Here is a 21,254-nt window from a genome sequence, read left to right as displayed (position 1 = left end):
CCGCGTCTTTGTTCCTCAATGTCTTCCTCCTCGAACGGCTTTTCCGTCCTGCGTCACCGAAATTTTTCGTTTTACCTGAGCGCCCGCATCCTCGGCACGCTGGCCGTGCAGATGCAGAACGTCGCCATCGGCTGGCAGGTCTACTCGATGACGCACAACCTGTTTTACCTGGGCATGATCGGACTGGCGCAGTTCGCGCCGTTCCTGCTGCTGATCTTGCTGGCCGGCCACGCGGCCGACCGCTATGACCGCCGCCGCATCATCACGATCTGCCTGGGCCTGCAACTGCTGGTGGGGCTGGCGCTGCTGGCCTTCACGCTGTCGGGCATGCAGGTCGTGTGGCCCGTATTTGCCGTGCTGGTGCTGTTCGGCAGCGCACGTGCATTCATGGGGCCGGCCACCCAGGCGATCCTGGTGAACATGGTGCCGCAGCGGGACTTCAGCAAGGCCGTCGCGCTGTCCAGTTCCAGCTTCCACGTGGCCGTCATCCTGGGGCCGACGCTGGGCGGCCTGCTGTACATCTACGGCCCGACGGTCGTGTACGTGGCCGCGGCCGTGCTGCTGCTGGCCTCGACGGTGCTGATGGCGCTGACGAAGTCCCCGCCGCAGGTAACGCACCGCGACCCGCCCACGTGGCACAGCGTGCTGGAGGGGTTGCGCTTCGTCTTCTCGCGGCCCGTCGTGCTGGGCGCGATGTCGCTGGACCTGTTTGCCGTGCTGTTCGGCGGCGCCACGGCGCTGCTGCCGGCGCTGGCGCACGACGTGCTGCACATCGGGCCCACGGGGCTGGGCCTGCTGCGCACCGCCCCGGGTGCCGGTGCGGCGCTGTGCTCGGTGGCGCTGGCCTTCTTCCCCATCACGCGTCGTGTCGGCCTGTGGATGTTCGGCGGCGTCGCGCTGTTCGGGTTGGGCACCGTGATCCTGGGCGCGACGGACAGCTTCGCCGTCGCCCTTGCCTGCCTGCTGGTCATGGGCGCGGGGGACATGGTCAGCGTCTACGTGCGTCACCTGCTGGTGCAGTTCGAGACGCCGGACGCCATCCGCGGCCGCGTCAGCGCCGTGAACTCCGTGTTCATCGGCGCGTCCAATGAACTGGGCGAGTTCGAATCGGGCGTCACGGCCGGCTGGTTCGGCCTGCAGCGCGCCATTATCTTCGGCGGTGCCGTTACGCTGGCGGTGACGGCAGGCTGGATCCGGCTGTTCCCCGTGCTGTCGCGGATGGACCGCTTTCCCCACCACGAAAAGGAACTGGCGGCACAAAAATAACCGGGGTCAAGTATTTCCCGGCAATGTGCAGCACTTAACGGCGGCGCAGGGACAAAGGGCGTAACATCGGCTCATACCGATAACGAAGAGGAGCTCACAATGCAGATTCAAGTCAATACCAACAAAAGCATCGACCATACCTCCGCCCTGGACGAGCACGTCGCCGAAGTCGTCAACGCCGCCATCGGCCGCTTCGGCGAGCAGATCAGCCGCGTCGAAGTCCACCTGAGCGACGACAACGCGCAGAAGTCCGCCGATGGCGACAACCGCTGCATGATGGAAGCGCGTGTCAACGGCTATCAGCCGGTCGTCGTCACGGACCACGCACAGACGCTGCACCAGGCCATCAACCGTGCTGCCGACAAGCTCAAGCGCGCGCTCGACAGCGCCCTGGGCAAGCTGCACGACAACAAGAAGAACATCCCCGTGGCCGACCTTGTCGAGCCCGAGGCCGTCGAGCCGACCCGGGACTGACGTCACCATCCTTCGCGCGGCCTCGGGCTACTGCCCCGCCAGGCCGCGCAACGTTGCCAGGTACCGCACGCCGCGCAGCGCGCGGCTGCCGTACCACGACATCATCTCCCCATCCACCAGTGCCGTGGGCTTGCCGATCTGGCGTTCCAGCGCGTCCACGTGCGCTTCCGTGAAACGGTACGGTTCCGACGACAGCAGCACCAGGTCCACCTGGGCCAGCAGTGCCGGCGTCCACTCGAAACGGGGATAGCGCGCGTCGCCCAGCGCCGGCACGGTCCAGCCCAGCTCGGCCAGCATGGCAGCGATATACGTATCGGCCGAAACAGTCATCCACGGGTCCTGCCAGATGCAGTACAGCACCCGCTGCGCCGGGCCCTTCGGTATCGCGCGCAATGCGGCCAGTTCCGCTTCAAAGGCAGCGCACCAGGCCTCGGCCCGATCCGCGGCGCAGAAGATGCCGCCCATCAGCTGTGCCAGTGCGGCGTTGTCCGCCGGCTTGACCGGATGCGTTACCACGATGTTGGGCACGAACTGAGCCAGCCGGTCCACGGTCGGTTTCTCGTTTTCGTCGATGTTGACGATCACGTGGGTCGGCGCAAGCTTGCGGATCTTGTCGAGATTGACGTCCTTCGTGCCGCCGATTTTCGGGACGTCGCGCACCACGTCGGCGGGATGGATGCAGAACCCCGTGCGTCCGACCAGCTGCGGCGCCAGGCCCAGGTCGCACAGCAGTTCCGTGATCGATGGCACCAGTGACACGATGCGGGCGTGCGGGTTGGCGGCGTGGCGCCGGCCGATGGCGTCGGTGTATTCCATGTTGTTGTAAAAATCGGTGAGATATCGTCTGGTTGAAGCATATCTTAAGTCGCGTGCGCTATGATGGTGCCAGTTTTGCCGAAAGCCAACAATGAAGCTCCTGAGCAATTTTGCCGCCTCCTCCTATCCGATTGCCGACCTGCACCTGCTGCGCGACGCGGATACGCGGGCGGCTGCGGCATTGCTGGCGGAGTGCCCGGTGATGCAGGCGGAAGCGGGCGAGAATGTCTCCGATCCCACCCGGCCGCGGTTGACGGTCGTGCTGCGCGGCACGCTGTCCGTCCAGGCCGAAGGCGTCACCACACGCCTGCTGCCGGGCGAAAGCGTCGGCGAGCAATCGGTGCTGGACGACGATGCGGACCCGGCCATCCTGACGGCGCTGGAGCGGAGCGAGCTGCTGCTGATCGATGCCGACGTCGCGTGGCGCCTGATCGAGGAATCGGACGGCGTGGCGCGCAACCTGCTGCGGCTGCTGTCATTCCGCATCCGCGCCGCTAACGTGCAGCTGCGCAAGCGCCAGAAGCTGGGCGAGTTCTACCGCCAGCTGTCGATGAACGATGGCCTGACGGGCCTGCACAACCGCGCCTGGCTGAACGATATGCTGCCGCGCCTGGTGGGCACGGCACACAAGACGGGCAAGCCATTGTCCGTCATCATGCTCGATATCGACCATTTCAAGCGTTTCAATGACCGCCACGGCCACCCGCAGGGCGACCAGGCGCTGCGCGCGGCGGCACAGGTGCTGGCGAGCGCTTTGCGTCCCTCCGATTGCGCCGTGCGTTATGGCGGCGAGGAGCTGATGGTGATCCTGCCGGAGACCAGCGGCACCGTCGCAGCCGCCGTGGCCGGACGCCTGTGCGAACGCATGCGCCAGGCCAGCGTGCTGCCCGACGCCCACCCGCTGCCGCATATCACGGCATCGTTCGGCGTGGCCAGCCTGGCGCCGGCGCAGGACGAACAGCAGCTGGTGGCCACCGCGGACGCGGCGCTGTACCGCGCCAAGGCGGCCGGGCGCGACCGTGTCGACGTGGATGGCAGCGCCAGCTCGACGCCCGTGCTGCCGAGCGCCGCCTGATCAGGCGGCTTTTTCTTCCTCCGGGCCGCCGGCGTTGGCGGCAAAGTCGTCCAGCCCCTTCATCACCAGTTCGTAGGTCCGGTCGATACTGCCGGCGATATCGCCGCCCAGCACGTTCAGTCCCTTCAAAATGTCGCGCGCTTCCCTGAAGCCTTTTTCGATACCGCCCTTGATCGTGTCCATGAACTTTTCCATGGCTGCCGAGTCTTCCATACCGGGGTTCTGCTTTTTGTAGGCGCCCAGGAAGGCTGTCGAAAACGACAGGATGCGGCCAGCCGTGCCTTCCGGCGAATGGTCCTGCGATGCGGCGTTCTGGACAGCGTTATCGCCCAGCTCAGCCTGCAGTGCTTCGTTGATGCCGGTAATCGCCGACTTGTACAGCAGCGCCTGCGGGTCGTCCTGCGCGCCGATGGATATCGACGCGGATGCCTGCATGATCGAAGCGTTCAGCTGCAGTTTCGCGCGCTGCGTGGGCGTGAGCTCAGGTTTGGCCTCGACCCGGCTGCCGGCCCGCGTCTCGGCGGGGGGTGATTTTGCATTGAGAGAAACAGAGTTTGCCACGATAATCCTCCTGGAGGGCACACCCCGACGGGGGCCCGGTTACTACAAACTGCGCTACAAACCTGCGAACCATGAGCAACCACACCTTTCTTTGGCACGATTACGAAACCTTCGGCGTCGTACCGCGCCGCGACCGCCCTGCCCAGTTCGCCGCAATCCGCACCGATGCCGAGCTGAACGAAATCGGCGAGCCGATCATGCTGTTCTGCCAGCCCGCCAACGACTACCTGCCCGACCCGCAGTCCTGCCTGATCACGGGGATCACGCCGCAGCAGTGCCTGAACGATGGCGTGCCGGAGCACGAATTCGCCCGCGTCATCGAAGGAGCGTTTTCCCAGCCGGGCACGATCGGCGTCGGCTACAACACCATCCGCTTCGACGACGAAGTGACGCGCTTCCTGTTCTGGCGCAACCTGATCGACCCGTACGCCCGCGAATGGCAGAACGGCTGCGGCCGCTGGGACCTGCTGGACGTCGTGCGCATGTGCTACGCGTTGCGCCCCGACGGCATCAACTGGCCTGCAGGGGATAACGGCAAGCCCAGCTTCAAACTTGAATTATTAACAGCCGCCAACGGTTTGCAGCACGAGGCGGCGCACGACGCACTGTCCGACGTGCGCGCCACCATCGCGCTGGCGCGGCTGATCCGCCAGAAGCAGCCGCGCCTGTACGACTTCTGCCTGGCGCTGCACAAGAAGGATCGCGTGGCCGAGGAAGCGGGGCTGCACCTGGCGCGCGAGCTGCGCCGGCCGTTCTTGCACGTGTCCGGCATGTTTCCTGCCGAGCGGGGTTGCATGGCGCTGGTGTGGCCGCTGGCCAGCCACCCGACCAACCGCAACGAGCTGATCGTCTGGGATTGCCACCACGATCCGCGCGAGCTGTTCGAGCTCGATGCCGACACGATCCGCCAGCGCATGTTCACGCGCGGCGACGACCTGCCCGAAGGCGTGACGCGCCTGCCCATCAAGACGATCCACCTGAACAAATCGCCGATGCTGGTGTCGAACCTGAAAACGCTGTCGGCGCAAATGGCCGAACGGTGGGGGATGGACGTGGAGCGCGCCCTGACGCACGCCGGTTACGCGGGCGCAGGGCCGGACATGTCGGCGATCTGGGAGGCGGTATTCCACCGTCCTGCCAGCGAGCCGGGCGACGTGGACGAGGATCTGTATGGCGGCTTCGTCGGCTCGACCGACCGCCGGCTGCTCGAATCGCTGCGCCGCGAAAGCCCGCAACGGCTCGCCACGCTGGCGCCGCATTTCGAGGACGAGCGGCTGGGCGAGCTGCTGTTCCGCTATCGCGCCCGCAATTTTCCCGAGACGCTGTCGGAACAGGAATTCGAGCACTGGGAACAGCACCGCGCCGCCCGGCTGCTGGAAGGCGCCGACGGCGCCCGCAGCCTGGACCAGCTGTTCGGCGAGATCGACCACCTGTCGGCAGAAGCGGACGAGCGCGCCGAGGCGATCCTGGGGCAGCTGTACGATTACGCGGAGATGATCGTGCCGCAGCCGTATTAATGGATGGGGCAGGCGCCTTTGCGGGTTGGACACCTGCAGCGGTGCCTGCCACCAAACACGTCAGCGCGCCGCGTTGATGGCGTCGCGCGTCTCCGAAGCCACGCGCCGCGCCGCCTGCGCAAAGTCTTCGCCCACCGCGGCGGTGGCGTACAGGATCGCGCGCGACGAATTGATCATCATGCCCGAGCCGCTGCCGGTCTTGCCGGCGGTGACGGTCGCAACGATATCCCCGCCCTGCGCCCCGATGCCGGGCACCAGCAGCGGCATGTCGCCGACAATGGCCCGCACCTGCGCCAGCTCTTCCGGGAACGTGGCGCCGACCACGAGCGCGCACTGGCCGTTCGCGTTCCATTTGTCGGCAACGAGCTGGGCCACGTGCTGGTACAGCGGGCGGCCGTTCACGTCCAGGAACTGCAGGTCCGACCCGCCCGGGTTGGACGTGCGGCACAGGACGATCACGCCGCGGTCGCGCCATTCCATGTACGGCTCTACGGAGTCGCTGCCCATGTACGGGCTGACCGTCACGGCGTCGGCCCCGTAGCGGTCGTACGCCTCGCACGCGTACTGCTTTGCCGTAGCGCCGATATCGCCGCGCTTGGAGTCGAGGATCAGGGGGATGTGCGGGTACTTGTCGCGCAGGTAGGCGCAGATGCGTTCCAGCTGCCCTTCGGCAGCCAGCGCCGCGAAGTAGGCAATCTGCGGCTTGAAAGCGCAGGCCAGGTCGGCCGTGGCGTCGATAATCGCCGTGCAGAATTGGTAGATCCCGTCCGGCGCGGACTGGAACTGTGGCGGCAGGCGGGCCATGTCCGGATCGAGGCCGACGCACAGCAAGGAGTCGTTGGCTGCCCAGGCAGCGTTCAATTTGTTAATGAAAGTCACGACGGCCCCTTTGAGTAATACGTTGCAAACCCAATATTATAGGTGAGGGACGCTTGCGGGTGCGGCAACGCTATGTGCTGCATCGAACAATAGAGGTCTTGCGTTCCGTGTATAGTCAACCCAGCCACGGTGGAGCGACCGCCGTGGGCGAACGCGAACAATAAGGAGAAATCATGCGCAACAGGTTCGAACGATGGATCGCACTGGTCCTGACTGCCGTGGCCCTGTCCGGCTGCGGCTACAACGACTTCCAGACGAAGGATGAGGGCGTCAAGGCCGCGTGGGGCGAGGTGGTCAACCAGTACCAGCGCCGTGCCGACCTGATTCCAAACCTCGTCAATACCGTCAAGGGTTACGCGTCGCACGAACGCGAAACACTGGAGGCGGTGACCAAGGCGCGGGCCCAGGCCACCAGCATCCAGGTGACACCTGAAACGTTGAACAATCCTGCGGCGTTCCAGAAATTCCAGCAGGCCCAAGGCGAGCTGTCGTCCGCGCTGTCGCGCCTGATGGTGGTGTCGGAAAAATACCCTGACCTGAAGGCCGATACCAGCTTCCGCGACCTGCAGTCGCAGCTGGAAGGCACGGAAAACCGCATCACGGTGGCGCGCCAGCGCTATATTGCATCCGTGCAGGACTACAATATCCTGGCACGGCGCTTCCCCACCAACCTGACGGCCAAGATGTTCGGTTACGAGGTGCGGCCAAGCTTCCAGGTGGAGAACGAAAAAGCGATCTCCACGGCACCGACCGTCGACTTCAACAAGAAATAAGGAAGCGCCATGCCGGTTGGCCCAACGGACCATGTGACCCCGCCCGCGGCGCCCGCCCGGCGGCGCTCGCGCGAGCATCCCGCCGAGGGCAAGTGGCTTGGCACGGCCGAGGTCACCAACGAGCGCGACGTGCGCAGTCGCGGTCGCCGGCGCCGGCTGCGCTGGCCGCCGCAGAAACCGTCGGGCGGCTGGCTGAGCCATTGGCTGGTCCGGTACACGATCCTGGTGGTCATCCTGAGCTTTGCGCTGCTTGTCGTCGAGGCGGCGAAGGCGCAGGGCACGAAGCGGGCGGACGGGTTCGTGCCCGTGCCCCAGCTGCAGTCGCGCGTGACGGACCAGGTCAACCTGCTGACCGCCGAGCAGCGCGCGTCGCTGGAGGCGGTGCTGGCCGACTATGAAACGAAGACGGGCAGCCAGATTGCCGTCCTGCTGATGTCCAGCACGGCACCGGAACCGATCGAGCAATACAGCATCCGCGTGACGGATGCGTGGAAGCTGGGGCGCAAGGGTGTCGACGACGGCGTACTGCTGGTCGTGGCCAAGGACAATCCTTCGTCGCTGCGGCGCCTGCGCATCGAGGCGGGCCGCGGCGTGCAGGGCGTGCTGACGGACGCGCAGTCGAAGCGCGTGCTGCAGGACGTTATCGCGCCACACTTTCGCAACAACGATTATTACGGCGGCCTGACGGCCGGCGTCGGCGCCATCGCCACCTTGCTGGACAAGGAGCAGTTCCCTGCTCCCGCCCAGCAGGCACCCGCACCGAAACAAGCCGAAGGCGGCGGCTTCCCGCTGTGGCCATTGCTGCTGTTCGGCGTTTTTGTCGTACTGCCGATGCTGCGCGGCGGGAGCCGACGGCGCGGCCTGCACCGCTCCGGCTGGGGTTCCGACGCGGCCGGTGTGCTGATCGGCAGTGTCATCGGCAGCGTGCTGGGTGGCGGCGGACGCAGCGGCTCTGGTAGCGGTGGCGGCTTCGGCGGCGGTGGCGGCGGCACCTTCGACGGCGGCGGCGCCTCGGGAGACTGGTAATGAGCACCCTACCTGACACTTTAATCGGCCGCTGCCGGCGTGCGTTGCGGCATCTGCTGACGGGTTCGTCGCTGGGCCGGCGCTGCTTCCCGCCCGCGACGCTGACCGCCATCGCGGCGGCCATCGCCGAGGGCGAAACGCGGCACCGCGCCGAAGTGCGGCTGATCGTCGAGCCGGCGCTGGCGTTTGGCGCCGCCTTTGACAACCTCAGCAACCGCGACCGGGCGCGGACTCTGTTCGCGCAGTATGGCGTCTGGGACACGGAAGAGAACTGCGGCGTGCTGATCTACGTGAACCTGGCGTCCCGCGAAGTCGACATCGTTGCCGACCGCAACGTCGGCCGCCTGATCGCGGACAGCGAGTGGCAGGCCGTCTGCCGCACGATGACGACCGGGTTCGCCCGCGGCGACTTCCACGACAGCACGCTGGCCGCGCTGCGTCAGCTGACCGAGCTGCTGCAACGCCACTTCCCCGCAAATGGCGCCCGACCCAACCAGTTGTCCAACGAGGCCGTGATTCTCTGACGACGGCCGCGCTGCCAGGATTGCACTCCATGGAGGCGAGCATGAAACTGACGCATAGAACCGCTCTCGTGACGGGCGCGACGCGCGGCATCGGCCTGGCCATCGCGCAGCGCTTCGTCGCCGAAGGCGCCCGTGTCATGCTGGCCGACGTGCTGCCGGAAGGGGCGCAGGCCGCCGGGGCGCTGGGCGACGGCGCCCGCTTCTTCCAGGCCGACGTCGGTATCAAGGCGGAGGTGGACGCGCTGGTCGCGGCAACCGCCGATGCCTTCGGTCACATCGATATCCTCGTCAACAATGCCGGCGTCGTGCACGCCGCCGATTTTCTCGATGTGACGGAAGAAGACTTCGACCGCGTACTGCGTACCAACCTCAAATCGATGTTCCTGTGCGGCCAGGCTGTCGCGCGGCTGATGGTGGCACGCGGGTCCGGCTGCATCATCAATATGTCCAGCGTCAATGCCGCGCTGGCAATACCGAACCAGGTGCCCTATGTGGTGTCCAAGGGCGGCATCAACCAGCTGACGAAGGTGATGGCGCTGAACCTGGCGCCGTACGGCATCCGCGTCAATGGCATCGGCCCCGGCACGATCCTGACGGAGCTGGCAAGGAAGGCTGTCCTGGGCAGCGCGGAGGCACGGCACACGATCCTGTCGCGCACGCCGCTGGGCCGTTGCGGCGAGCCGGAGGAAGTGGCAGCGATCGCCGCGTTTCTGGCCAGCGACGACGCCAGCTACATGACGGGCCAGACGCTGTACGTCGACGGCGGCCGGCTGGCGCTGAACTACACGGTACCCGTGAGCGACTGAGGCGCCGTCGAGATATGCGATGTTTTTATAACGCTTATCGAAAACCAAAATTGGACGAATATATCGCATCGCAGCATAATCTCACCTGTCTCCACTATTCTCCTCCAAGATAATAGTTTGAAGCCCGCCTCTCTTGCGCGGGCTTTTTTTTGTCCGGAATGCGTGCGGAACGGCGGTTGCCGGTCATGTGGAGCACTGCCGAGTTCGTATCCTTGTCGGCACCCATCCCTCCGAACAGGACAGAAGCCGACAGTGTCATGGAGATAGCGCATCCGACACGCCTGCAGGTCTGCTACGCGGAATTCTGCTGCTGCCATCGTCGCTGCGAACACATGCATCCTGCTCCTTGCCCGGCGCGCCGAGCGGCAACCTCATCAATGAGCCACCAGCGCACTGCTGAGATATTGATTTTTTCTATAACGCTTATCGGAAATCAAAATTGGACGCATATCTGGCGACGCAGCATAATCGCACCTGTCTCCACTATTCTCCTCCAAGATAATAGTTTGAAGCCCGCCTCTCTTGCGCGGGCTTTTTTTTGTCCGCAATTTCTCCACCCATGAAAAAAAGCCGCCGTCCCCAAAGGTACGGCGGCTTTGCGACGGCTGCCGGCATGGCGCCGGCAACGTCATTCACGGCATTAGAAGTTGTAGCTCGCGCTCAGGCGGAAGTAGCGGCCCTTGCCGTTGTGCAGCTGCTCGTTGAAGCCCTGGAAGTCGCTGGTGGTGCCGTAGTCAGGATCGTACGGTGCCTTGCGGTCGAACAGGTTCTTCACGTTGAACGACAGTACCAGGTTCTTGATACCGGAGAAGCTGTAGTTCAGGTCGAACGTCGTCCACGCCGCCACGGAACAGTTGTTGCCGAAGTAGCTGGTGAACTTTGGCAGGCCACCCAGGGCGTAGGCGCCGGTTGGCTGGCCGGTACCGAAGTGGCAGTACGGCTGCGCGTACGTCACGTCGTTGTCGTAACGGCGCAGCAGCGAGACGCCACCCACGTAGTTCGCGGTCGCGGTGACCGAGTGGTCGCCACGCAGCCAGTTGACCGACAGCGTGCCGCGGTTGCGCGGGTTGTCACCCACGGACGTGTTCCAGTCGGACAGGCCGCCACGGGTGCCGGTCAGGTTGTGCGCCACGTCCCCGTAGTGCTCGGCGCGGCGGAACTCGGCCAGGTAGGCCCAGTTCAGCGATGTGGTCACCTTGCCCAGGTCGCCCAGCGGCAGGCGGTGCGTGATTTCCAGGTCGATACCGGACACTTCGGTGCTGCCCTGGTTGACGTAGGAACGGTTCACCTGCGTGATGGCGCCCGAATTGCGGATCACGTTGCCGTTGGCATCGGTCACCCAGTTGTTCGGGTTGGTATCGCGTACCACCAGGCCAGGATACTCGGCACTGTGATCGATGACGGTCTGGGCGCCCAGCAGCGCGGTTTCGTCGACCTTCTTGATGCGGTACCAGTCGACCAGGATGTCCAGGTTCTTCGTCGGCGTGACGATCATGCCGAACGACAGGCTGCGCGAGCGTTCGTTGGCCAGGTTCGGGTTGGCCGCGGACAGGCTGGAGACACCTTTCGAGCAGTCGGCCTGGTCGGCGCCATCCCGCGGGCTGACGCCATCCGGGCAGCGCAGCGTATCGGTCACGATGGTGAACGACTGCACGCCGCCTGGTGAAACCTGGGTCAGGGCCGGCGCGCGGAAGCCTTCGGCGAACGTGCCGCGGAAGGTGAAGTGCTCGTTGGCGGTCCACTTGGCGCCCACCTTCGGCACGAAGTTGCTGGCGGTCGGGTATTTGTCCCAGCGGCCAGCGAAGTCCATCTCGAAGTTGCTGAAGAACGGCGTGCGCAGTTCGACGAAGGCCGACTTGACCATGCGCGAACCGTCGGCCGTGGAGTTGGCCAGGCCGATAATGTCGCCGCGCTGGACTGCCAGGTCCGGGGTCAGGCCGATCTGTTCCTGGCGGATCTCGCCGCCCAAGGCCAGGCCGATCTCGCCGCCTGGCAGCTTGCCGAACGACGTCGACGCTTTCGCGTCGATCTGCTTCACTTGAGCAAAGCCACGGTTCTCGATGTCACGGGTGGCCGTCGGGTCCGCCATCGTGGCAGCCAGCGTGCGGTTCTCCGTCATGATGCGGCGCATCGTCGGCAGGTACAGGTAGCCGTAGCCACGTTCGGTACGTTCGCCGCGGTTCCACAGCAGGGCCGTTTCCCAGTCCCAGCCCTTGGCGCTGCCCTGCAGGCCGACGACCATGCGGTACGATTCGTTGATATTCTCGGACGCGTTGGTGGAGTTCACCAGGCGGAAGCCGACCGCCGAGCGGGCATCCGTGAACGGATTGTCCGGGTGGCCCACCGGCAGCACGATCTGGAACTGCGACGGGATGCCGCCGTTCGTGAACACGGTCGACGGTGCCGTCGAACGGACCGCGCGCGGGGCCGCCGTGAAGTAACGCTCGGTGCGGCTGTACGATGCTTCGGCGAAGGCCGTGATGTCGTTGTTGATCTTGAACGTGAACTTGGACAGCAGGTTCGCGTCCTCGCCCTTGCCCTGCACTTCGTTGTACCCATTCGTGTCGAAGTTACAGAACGTGCGACCGATCAGGGTGTCGGTGGCCGTCAGATTGTGCGTTGCACGATCGCCGACCAGTTGCTGCGACTTGTCGCAGTTGACCTGGTTGATGACACTGGCGCGGTTGGCGTAGTTGTTGAAGAACGCCATGCTGCCCGGTTTCGTTTCCTTGTAGAAGAAAGGCGATGCCGACAGCGAGTTCGAGAACGGGTTCAGGCGCGTGTTGATGTCGCGGTACAGCTCGTTCTCGACGTCCTTCTGGTCCTTGATCGTCGTACGCTGGCGCTTCGATGCGTCGAACGCGACGAAGCCGCTCCAGCCTTTCGACTCCAGGTCGCCGAAGCCCCAGACGCCATTGACGTTCTCGCGCTTGTATTCACCGTCGTCGTTGGCGCTGACGCTTGCCGACAGCTGCAGGCCCTGCACGTCCGTCTTCGTGATGAAGTTGATGACGCCGGCAATGGCGTCGGAACCGTACACGGCGGAAGCGCCATCCTTGAAGATCTCGACGCGCTCGATGGCGGAGATCGGAATGGTGTTCAGGTCATAGACGGCCGATTTGCCCTGGTTCGGGTCGGCATACGCGGAGGCCGTGATGCGGCGGCCGTTCAGCAGGATCAGCGTCGAGGACGAACCCAGGCCACGCAGCGAAGCGGTGCTGGCGCCGTTCGAGAAGCCGCCGTCGGAACCGTCGACCGACGCGCCCGAGCCAAAGGCCGGGATCGAGTGCAGCAGTTCGGCGACCGTGTTGGCACCCGTTGCGGCGATCTGCTTTGCCGATACGGTCTGGACGGGGGACGAACCTTCCTTGTCCGCGCGCTTGATATTCGAACCGGTCACGAAAACCTTCTGGACGGGGGCTTGCGCCTCCTGGGCAAACGCTGCCTGGGCAGCTACCGCCATGGCGACAGCGATCACGCTGCGCTTCAACACCAACTTCTGATTCAAGACTCTCTCCTGCAAGTGGTCGCTTTTGTATGTTGTCCGTGTGGCACGGACAGCCCTTTTGAGGGCCTGTATCAGACCACTTTCACGCCGTAAAGTCAGTCAAGAACATATGTTGTTGCAATGTAACGACACTGCTTGTTCGGAACAATGTTTGGCGCAGCTACTGCATTGAAAGTTACTTATTTTTTAGAAATACTAAATATTGTTCTGTCATACACTTTGATTATGAAATATCCACTACGGACATTTGTCAGGCTTGTTACCGATGGTTACCAATACCCGCCAACCAAAACCAAAACATTTGCATAAAGATCAGCGCCGACATATTGAGCAGTGTCATCGCGTCGTCACAAACCCGTCCTATACTGGCTCCATCTGCCGCACACGCAACCGATATGCGTGGCAGCAGAACAGGTGTGCCGGCTTCGGCACACCGCTCCGAATTTGTCGTCACGTAACAGCGCCCGCGGTTCCAGCGGGCGTTTGTTCATGGGAACCGTGCTATCGTTGCAGCTTGTCCCAACCACTACCCAGTTGCCATCAACGTGTTGACTCTGCTGAAAACGCTCCTGCTGACCTCTTCCCATGCCCGTCTGCGCTATCTGAGTGCGTGGACCATTTTTGCCTTGATCATCATTGTCGGCTCCATCCCCGGCGCGCGCGCCGACGCGGGCGAGGTCGCTTCCGGTGTCGTGCTCCACTCGTGCGCCTATGCGGTGCTGACCTTCCTCGTATTCACAGGCGGTAACGGTACCTCCGGCCAGCGGGCGGTCAAGGCAGTGCTGACGATCGCGGCCATGGGCGCTCTGGACGAACTGATCCAGACCTTCCTGCCGTACCGCCACGGCGCTGTCCACGACTGGCTGGTCGATACCACCGCCGCGCTGGTGACGGCCAGCCTGATGTGGATGCTGTGGAGCACACGCAAGGTCCCCGTCTAACACTCGCCGCACGGCTGCTCAGGCGACTCGCGGCACTCGTCGCAGGCGTCATCGCGCAGACGTCGCCTGCTGGCGGCCACGTCCATCCGCACCTTGCGCAGCAACGCGCGCGTGGCGCGCTGCCGCGCCGGATCGGTGAGGGCCCCCGCGCGCTCGCTGTCGACGCGCATATCGGTTAACTGCTCCACCTTGGCGAGCCTGACGAGGCCGTACAAAGCCTGCTCCAGAAGGTAGCGCGCGCGCATGTCGTCATGCCGGCCGCACGTTGCGTCGACCAGTTCGGCGATCACCCGGTCCGTCTGTCTGTATGCCATCTCTGTCCTCAAAAAAATTTCCATGGGCCAATTATTGCTGTGCTGACGCACACGCGGTTTGATCCATATCAAACACTGGCAGCCTATCGTGAACGTAACAGGGCGGCCGGTGCTCTATCTTGTATAGGTCAGGGCACATTGCCCATTCCGGGAGATCGGTCATGGAATCGAAAATCACGAGGTCGGGGAAAACGCCGATGGCGCATTGTGCGTGTTGGGCGGTGGCGTTGCTGTGCCTGGCTGTAGCGGGATGCTCCACCATGGGCAAGAGCGGCACGTCGGGCGGTTCCAACGGCGGCACGACCGGCAGCAGCCGCGATATGCAGCAGAGGCCGATGCAGGATGGACTACCCGATGTGTGGCAGGATGGCGCAACGCAGGGCAACAGTGCCATGCTCGACGAGCAAGGCACCATGCGAAGCGTACCGGTGGCAGCGGACGTTCGTGCCGGCTCGCATCCGAACTGGCGCGCAACGGTCCTGGCCATCGAGCCACTGTCGCGCCAGGAAGCCGGCATGGGGATCGGTCTGGGCGGCTCTCCGGCCGCCGCTGCCGTTGGGGGCACGGTTGCCGGCTTGGGGACCGCCGGGAACACGGTGTACCGTGTCACGCTGCGCGGGCAGGATGGCCGCAGCCATCACGTCATCGTGGAAAACCCGCCGGTCTATCAAGCAGGAGACCAGGTGACCTTTGCTGACGGAGCGATCAAGTCGGAGTAGTCGCATTCCGGCCGCTTGCGTTCGCACTGCTTACCGTGCCGACGTGAGCGGTCCGTGTGCGGCTGCTCAGAAACACATCACTGCAGCTCAGGTAAAGGTAGCGCGCGCAGACGGACTGCGCAGCTTGATGGACTGTTCCGCTTCATGGATTGCTCAGCTCGGCGGACTGTTCAGCTTGATGATTGCTCAGCTTGATGATCGCTCAGCTTAATGAACTGTTCAGCTTGAGTGACTACTCAGCTTGATGATTGCTCAGCTCGACGGACTGTTCAGCTTGAGTGACCGCTCAACTTGATGATTGCTCAGCTTGATGAACTGCTCAGCTTGATGGACTGCACAGCTTGGTGGACTGCACAGCGTAATGAACTGCACAGATCAATAGACTTTCTCGACCTGATACCCGCGCTGGCGCAGCAGCTCGGGAATGCCGTTGTCCCCGACGAGGTGGAGCAGGCCGATGCCGACAAAGGCGATCTGGTCCGTCCGCATGATCTGCTCGATCTGTGCGGCCATTTCCGGATTGCGTTTGCCCAGCAGTGTGCGGTCCATGAAGGTGGCCGAAACGCTGTCGCCAGACGTCAGTTCGCGTGCCATCACGGCGATGCGTGCTGCGTCGGCATTACTCCATGCATCGATGAGGCCGGCCGACTTCTGTACGGCACGGCCGTTCTCCAGCTCTTCCAGGTTTTCCAGCAGATAGCGCTCCTGCTGGGCATCGTCGAGCGACGCAAAAAGGCTCAGCTGGTAGTCGGCCGATTCCAGCTCGTGCACCGTCTTTTTCTGTTCGATGGCGGTCGACAGCAGGAACCCTTCAACGCCATTGCTGCGGTGGTAGCCGTGTTTTTCGATTTCGCTACCGACCAGAATATTGGCAACCAGCCACGGCCGGTACATGGCAACGTTGGCAAGCGCGATACCGGCTTTCGCCAGGGCTTTGTTCAGTTGCCCGAGCGCGTACGGCGACAGGTGCCGGGTGATGGCGTCGCCGGCCGGATAGCTGCCGTATTTTGCCAGGGCCTGCTCGAACGGTTTGTGGGCACGGGTGTCGAGCTCGAGGACAAGGGCACTGGCGTCTGCCAATGCGCGGGTGACTTCGGGCTCGAGCGGGAAAAAGCCTTGCTTCCCGACGTGGATCGTGCCGAACAGATAACTGGTTTTGCCATCGTGGCGAATCTTGTAAAGGGCGCCACGACGCGGTGCGGAGGGGCAAATGGAATTAACGGCGGGATCGGCGGCAGTAACCGTAGCGGTAACCGCATTGGGGACGCTCATTTCCATACTGTTAGCCGACCATGAGATAAATAAAGCGACAGCGATAATCAAAAAACGCGGCATGCAGATTCCTTTACCAGTCAATAACAAACTGGTGTCTTCGATAATGAAAACCGAAAGGTGAATGCCCGTAAGCGACAGCCGGGCATGGGCTGGAGGCCGCATGGACTGCGACCTGTTGCCCATGGTAAATGATTTGATGCGCGGAGAAAACCGGTTTCTGTGCAGTGCGGGGTAATATTTCGAGGAGTTACAACAAATAATTGTCCGATTATTCAATCATTATCAACTGGTCATATTGATGTATTTGCACGGAGGCTGGCCAATTCAGCAATACGGTTGAGATAACAGCAATACGGTTGAGATAACAGTCCGCTGACGGGTTACTCGCTACTGATTGCACTATGCCGGCCCGGGGGGTGCGCCGGAACGATCAAGGGCGCCGGTGCCGGGTGGCGGAAGGTTGAGGTCGCGCGGTATTCCCGGTGCGCGGTTCAGGTCAACCGAGGCCGAGGTAGCGCCGGTCGGGACGCCCGATGCCCGCGCGACGGGGGTTTGGATGGCCCGAGGCCATCGGACAACGTCAGCCGGTCGTCGATTGCGCCAGCAACGCCACGGCGAGCCGATCACGGCCTACGTTGGATGGTGCGGGTTGCCTCATCCATCGCCGCCGCGCCAGATCACCGCGCCAGCTCGACCAGGACGGCCGTGTACATCTCCAGATTGAGCAGCAGCTGCTTCTCGCTGATGAACTCATGCTCGGAATGGCCCGTGTACACGGCACCCGGCATGCCTGGGCCGAAGCTGACGGCGTTCGGGAACAGCCGTGAATTCGTGCCGCCGCCGATCGCGACCGGCCGGGCGTTCCCGATGCCCGTGTAATGAGAAAATACGTCCAGCAGCACCGGCAGCTGCGGCGCATCGTCCCGCACCCATGGCTCGCCCAGCTGTGCCGTCAGCTGTGCGCCCGTCGCACTGCCGCCCTGCTTCGCCTTCCACGCGTCGAAGGCAGCGGCAAGCTGGCCTTCCAGCTGCGCGGCCGACTTGCCGCGGGGGCGCCGCAGATTGATGTTCAGTTGCAGGCCATTGCCGGTTTCCTTCAGCACCACGGGCGCCACCGTCATCGGACCCATGAAAGCGTCGCGATAGGCCACCTGGCCGAACTTTTCGCCATACAGCCCGGTGCCGACCAGCTCGTTCACGAAATTCACCATTGCCGCGGCCGGCGTGCCGCGCCATGGCTGCACCGCCAGCGCATCGGCCAGCAGTGCGATGGCATTGACCCCGTCCTCCGGCTTGGACGAGTGTGCGGAGACGCCCTTGGCCCGGATCGTCAGCCGCTGTCCGGCCCGCTCGAAGCCGTAGCGCATGCCCTTCTGCGCGGCCGCCCGGGCACGGATCGATGCCTCCAGTGCGCTTGTTGCGCCGTCGATGATGGCCGTGGCGTCTTCCGGGATCTGGCTGTCGAAAAACCCGCCCGTGTAACTGGCCAGCGTGGGGCCTTCCTGCAGAGCCGCACCGGGAACGGCTGCAGAACCCGGCGGAGCGGACGGAATCGTCACGCTGACAAGACCCCAGCCCTTCTCGGCCGTGACGGCGGGATACTCGGCGTCGAGCGTGATGTTGATCTGCGGCGGCGTATGCGTTTTCAGATATGCTTCGAGCGGCTCCCAATCGGATTCCTCGGCCATATACACGTACAGCTCGATGCGTTTCGTCAGCGGCACCTTGCGGTCCTTGATCGCTTTCATTGCATACAGTGCCGTGGCGATCGGCCCCTTGTCGTCCTCCGTGCCGCGCCCCAGCAGCAGGCCGGGCTCGCTCGTGCGGTCCAGCTTGAACGGCGACTGCCGCCACTTGGAAGGGTCGACGGGCTGCACGTCGCCATGGGTGATCACGCCGACCCGCTCTGCACCGCTGCCATGGCCGATGACGACAACGTAGCCTGCATCCGTGTAATCGAAGCCCAGCCGCGCCGCCTCGTCCTTCAGCAACTGCTTGAACCCGAGGTGCGCGGGATTGCGCTCGAACGGCACCTTGGGGTCCGCCACCGTATTGAAACTGACCATGGCGGCAAGCGTGTCGACGACCTTGCCGGCATAGGCCGCGCGGGCGTGCCTGGCGGTGTCCACCGCCACGGCGCTGGGCGCGGCGTGGGCGTCAGGCCGTGCCAGCGCCGCTGCGATCGATGCGGCAAGCAGAACGGATTTCTTCAGCATGAGGACCTCGGGATCCGTAACGGAATCGGTTGCTTGCCGGGCCCAACGTCCCGCTCTGGAACGACACCAGCCGGCAAGGCTGCCACTGTGGCAGAAGCTATGGTAACGTGTTACAACAATTACCAGCTTACATCTTTTCCACCTTCAACGCCGGCGGTCCAGTGCAGTCCAACCCAGTGCAGCCTAAAGCCGGCGATGCCGTGCAGAGAAATCCTGCTCAGCCCGCAAACCGACCCGGTCCACTCCAGCCCGGCGGTGGCGCGGCAAGCCATGCATCCGCGGCACGCCTGCCGACAATCCGGTTCAGGCTGGCGCTGCTCGTGCTCAGCTGTGTGCTGCCGGCCGCCATCGTTTCCGGGTTTCTCATCTATGACCACTACCGGGTCGAACGATCGAGCCTGCTGGCCGAAGCGATGTCGACCGCGCGGTCGATGGTGTCCGTCGTGGATCGGGATTTCGATACCGTGGTGACGGCGCTGCGCACCTTGTCCGTGTCGAACGACATCGACATGGCGGACCGCACGGAATTCCGGCGCCAGGCCGCCAACGCGCACGCCATCCTGCCCATCACGGAAATCGCGCTGTACGATCCCGCCACCCATGACCAGCTGATGAGCACGTCGTCCCGGGACATCGCGACCGGCCGCGAGCCTGGCAACTCGGGCCTGCTGCGCCAGGTCGCACGGACGGCGCAGCCGGCTGTTTCCGGCATGTACCGGGGACCGGGCGGCGTTGCCACGATCACCGTCGCGGTGCCGGTGCTGCGTGACGGCGGCGTGCGCTATATCCTGGCGGCGCAGGTGAGGCCGTCGGCGCTCAACGCCATCCTGACCGAACAGAAAATTCCCGACAGCTGGCGCGCCGCCATTCTTGACAGCGGCACGTTCATTGTCGCCCGCAACCGCGAGATCGAGCTGTTCCAGGGCCGCCAGCCGCGCCCGGAAGTGGTGGCGCGCGTACGCGAACAGCCGGAGGACACGTTCGATTCGCAGACGGTGGACGACGTCGAGGTTGTCACGCTGTACAGCCGCTCGCCCAAGTCCGGCTGGACCGTGATGCTGGGCGTGCCGCATCGCAATCTGACGGCGGGCCTGCTGCGCACGCTCGAATCGCTGATCATCGCCACGGTTGTGCTGCTGGCGATGGGATTTGGCATGGCATGGCTGGTGGGCGGCCGCATCGCCCACTCCGTGCATGCGCTGATCGAGCCGGCCACGGCGCTGGGGGCCGGCAAGCCGGTCCAGCCGCCGGCAGTGGACTTCCGCGAAGCCCAGCAAGTGGCCGATTCCCTGTCGCGCGCCGCCCAGGCGCTGGCGGAGGCACGTGACCGGGCGGACCAGGAACTGCGCGAGCGGCGCGTCGCCCAGGAGGCGCTGCAGGCAGCCGACGTGCGCAAGGACGAATTCCTCGCCACGCTGGCGCACGAGCTGCGCAATCCGATGGCCCCGCTCGTCAATGCACTGGAAATCCTGCGCCTGCCCGGCCGCACAACGGCCGCGCCGGCCGCCAACGTGCTGGACATCATGGAGCGCCAGCTGCGGCAGATGGTCCGCCTGGTGGACGATCTGCTGGACGTCTCCCGCATCACGACTAACAAGCTGGGCATTCGCCACGAACCGCTCGTGCTGCAGGACGTGATCGCCCATGCGCTGGAAACGTCCGGCCCCCTGCTCCAGCAGCGCCGGCACAGCCTGTCCGTGCACCAGCCCGACAGCCCCATCGCACTGGCGGGCGACGCCACCCGCCTCGCGCAGGTGTTTTCCAACCTGCTGAACAACGCGGCCAAGTACACGCCCAACGGCGGCCGCATCGCGCTGCACGTGGTGCCGCAGGCAACGGGCGCCGTACGCATTGAAATCAGCGACAACGGCATCGGCATCGCCGCCGGCGCCCTGCCCCAGGTGTTCGACATCTTCTTCCAGGCCGACCGCTCGCTGGGCCGGTCCCAGGCCGGTCTGGGCATCGGGCTGTCGCTGGCGCGCCGGCTGGTCGAACTGCACGGCGGCACGCTGACGGCCACCAGTCCCGGCGAAGGCCTGGGCAGCACGTTTGCCATCGAGCTGCCCGTGACGCAAGGCGCAGCCCCGATGCCGCACCGCGACAACAGTGCCACGCTGGCGATTCCCCCGCTGCGCGTGCTGGTGGCGGACGACAACGTCGATCACGCCAACACGCTGCGTACGCTGCTGCTGGCCGCCGGCCAGAGTGTGCAGGTCTGCTATGACGGCCTGTCCGCGCTGCGCTGCGCCGAAGCGTTCGCGCCGCAGATCGCGTTCCTCGACATCGGCATGCCCCGGCTGGATGGTTACGAACTGGCGCGCCGGCTGCGCGCCGATCCCAACCTGCGCGACTGCACCCTGGTGGCCGTCACCGGCTGGGGGCAGCTACAGGACCAGCAGCGTTCGCGCGCCGCCGGGTTCGATCACCATATCGTCAAGCCGTTGCAGCTGGCGCAACTCAACGACCTGCTGCGGGCACGTGCGCTGGCAACGGCCGACACCCCCTGACGCCAACCCTAAACCCATACCAGAGGCAGGGCCTTGCTTGAAACCCCGGCAGGCGCC

At 64.4% G+C, this 21,254-nt stretch carries 18 protein-coding genes; 11 read left to right on the top strand and 7 right to left on the bottom strand.

Features of this window, described 5'->3' with window-relative positions:
• Positions 1 to 18: 18 nt before the first annotated feature.
• Together E1742_RS22455 and E1742_RS22450 are read left to right on the top strand one after the other, a co-directional pair.
• Positions 19 to 1,266, top strand: coding sequence for an MFS transporter (locus tag E1742_RS22455; protein ID WP_134387323.1), 1,248 nt, complete (start codon positions 19 to 21; stop codon positions 1,264 to 1,266).
• A gap of 99 nt (positions 1,267 to 1,365) precedes the next feature.
• Positions 1,366 to 1,740: an HPF/RaiA family ribosome-associated protein gene (locus E1742_RS22450; protein WP_134387322.1), complete on the top strand. Its 375-nt coding sequence runs from the start codon at positions 1,366 to 1,368 to the stop codon at positions 1,738 to 1,740.
• A 27-nt stretch (positions 1,741 to 1,767) separates the two neighbouring features.
• Here E1742_RS22450 and E1742_RS22445 read toward each other — a convergent pair whose 3' ends face one another.
• On the bottom strand, positions 1,768 to 2,556 hold the full coding sequence (locus E1742_RS22445; RefSeq protein ID WP_134387321.1) for a helical backbone metal receptor: 789 nt from the start codon (positions 2,554 to 2,556) through the stop codon (positions 1,768 to 1,770).
• A gap of 91 nt (positions 2,557 to 2,647) precedes the next feature.
• On the opposite strand from E1742_RS22445, the gene E1742_RS22440 reads away from it, so the two are divergent.
• Positions 2,648 to 3,631 carry a GGDEF domain-containing protein gene (locus tag E1742_RS22440; RefSeq protein WP_134387320.1) on the top strand — a complete coding sequence of 328 codons (984 nt, stop codon included), beginning with the start codon at positions 2,648 to 2,650 and terminating at the stop codon, positions 3,629 to 3,631.
• On the opposite strand, the gene E1742_RS22435 is transcribed toward E1742_RS22440, so the two are convergent.
• A complete protein-coding gene (locus tag E1742_RS22435) occupies positions 3,632 to 4,192 on the bottom strand; it encodes a DUF5610 domain-containing protein (RefSeq protein WP_134387319.1) in 561 nt (186 codons plus the stop codon). It lies immediately after the preceding gene.
• A 71-nt stretch (positions 4,193 to 4,263) separates the two neighbouring features.
• On the opposite strand from E1742_RS22435, the gene sbcB reads away from it, so the two are divergent.
• Complete coding sequence (sbcB, locus tag E1742_RS22430; RefSeq protein ID WP_134387318.1) at positions 4,264 to 5,709, top strand: exodeoxyribonuclease I; 1,446 nt, start codon at positions 4,264 to 4,266, stop codon at positions 5,707 to 5,709.
• A gap of 60 nt (positions 5,710 to 5,769) precedes the next feature.
• On the opposite strand, the gene pyrF is transcribed toward sbcB, so the two are convergent.
• The gene (gene pyrF, locus E1742_RS22425) at positions 5,770 to 6,588 is read right to left on the bottom strand and encodes an orotidine-5'-phosphate decarboxylase (RefSeq protein ID WP_134387317.1); all 819 of its coding nucleotides are present in this window, start codon (positions 6,586 to 6,588) and stop codon (positions 5,770 to 5,772) included.
• Between the two features lie 173 nt (positions 6,589 to 6,761).
• Between pyrF and E1742_RS22420 the strand changes: the two genes are divergently transcribed.
• The 4 genes from E1742_RS22420 (at position 6,762) to E1742_RS22405 (ending at position 9,717) form a co-directional block, all read left to right on the top strand.
• Positions 6,762 to 7,361 carry a LemA family protein gene (locus E1742_RS22420; protein WP_134387316.1) on the top strand — a complete coding sequence of 200 codons (600 nt, stop codon included), beginning with the start codon at positions 6,762 to 6,764 and terminating at the stop codon, positions 7,359 to 7,361.
• 231 nt (positions 7,362 to 7,592) lie between these two features.
• Positions 7,593 to 8,387 (top strand): TPM domain-containing protein, encoded by a 795-nt coding sequence (locus tag E1742_RS22415; protein ID WP_371860237.1) that lies wholly within the window; start codon positions 7,593 to 7,595, stop codon positions 8,385 to 8,387.
• Complete coding sequence (locus tag E1742_RS22410) at positions 8,387 to 8,911, top strand: TPM domain-containing protein (protein ID WP_134387314.1); 525 nt, start codon at positions 8,387 to 8,389, stop codon at positions 8,909 to 8,911. The genes E1742_RS22415 and E1742_RS22410 overlap by 1 nt, the downstream gene beginning before the upstream one ends.
• Positions 8,912 to 8,952: 41 nt before the next feature.
• Positions 8,953 to 9,717 carry an SDR family NAD(P)-dependent oxidoreductase gene (locus E1742_RS22405; protein ID WP_134387313.1) on the top strand — a complete coding sequence of 255 codons (765 nt, stop codon included), beginning with the start codon at positions 8,953 to 8,955 and terminating at the stop codon, positions 9,715 to 9,717.
• Between the two features lie 640 nt (positions 9,718 to 10,357).
• On the opposite strand, the gene E1742_RS22400 is transcribed toward E1742_RS22405, so the two are convergent.
• Entirely contained in the window at positions 10,358 to 13,225 is a 2,868-nt protein-coding gene (locus E1742_RS22400) for a TonB-dependent receptor domain-containing protein (protein ID WP_134387312.1), read from the bottom strand.
• 545 nt (positions 13,226 to 13,770) lie between these two features.
• Here E1742_RS22400 and E1742_RS22395 point away from each other — a divergent pair.
• On the top strand, positions 13,771 to 14,166 hold the full coding sequence (locus E1742_RS22395; protein ID WP_371860176.1) for a VanZ family protein: 396 nt from the start codon (positions 13,771 to 13,773) through the stop codon (positions 14,164 to 14,166).
• Here the strand turns inward: E1742_RS22395 and E1742_RS22390 are convergent.
• Entirely contained in the window at positions 14,163 to 14,480 is a 318-nt protein-coding gene (locus tag E1742_RS22390) for a hypothetical protein (protein WP_134387311.1), read from the bottom strand. The two genes, E1742_RS22395 and E1742_RS22390, sit on opposite strands and share 4 nt — an antisense overlap.
• A 161-nt stretch (positions 14,481 to 14,641) precedes the next feature.
• Here E1742_RS22390 and E1742_RS22385 point away from each other — a divergent pair, with 161 nt between their 5' ends.
• On the top strand, positions 14,642 to 15,199 hold the full coding sequence (locus E1742_RS22385; RefSeq protein ID WP_134387310.1) for a hypothetical protein: 558 nt from the start codon (positions 14,642 to 14,644) through the stop codon (positions 15,197 to 15,199).
• Positions 15,200 to 15,574: 375 nt separating this feature from the next.
• Here E1742_RS22385 and E1742_RS22380 read toward each other — a convergent pair whose 3' ends face one another.
• Positions 15,575 to 16,636, bottom strand: coding sequence for a TraB/GumN family protein (locus E1742_RS22380; RefSeq protein WP_229466248.1), 1,062 nt, complete (start codon positions 16,634 to 16,636; stop codon positions 15,575 to 15,577).
• Positions 16,637 to 17,151: 515 nt separating this feature from the next.
• Complete coding sequence (locus E1742_RS22375; RefSeq protein WP_134387309.1) at positions 17,152 to 18,690, bottom strand: dipeptidase; 1,539 nt, start codon at positions 18,688 to 18,690, stop codon at positions 17,152 to 17,154.
• A gap of 320 nt (positions 18,691 to 19,010) precedes the next feature.
• On the opposite strand from E1742_RS22375, the gene E1742_RS22370 reads away from it, so the two are divergent.
• A complete protein-coding gene (locus tag E1742_RS22370; RefSeq protein WP_134387308.1) occupies positions 19,011 to 21,197 on the top strand; it encodes a hybrid sensor histidine kinase/response regulator in 2,187 nt (728 codons plus the stop codon).
• Positions 21,198 to 21,254 lie beyond the last annotated feature (57 nt).

Source organism: Pseudoduganella plicata, from assembly GCF_004421005.1.
GTDB lineage: Bacteria > Pseudomonadota > Gammaproteobacteria > Burkholderiales > Burkholderiaceae_D > Rugamonas > Rugamonas plicata.
This window is presented reverse-complemented; position numbering and strand designations above follow the sequence as displayed.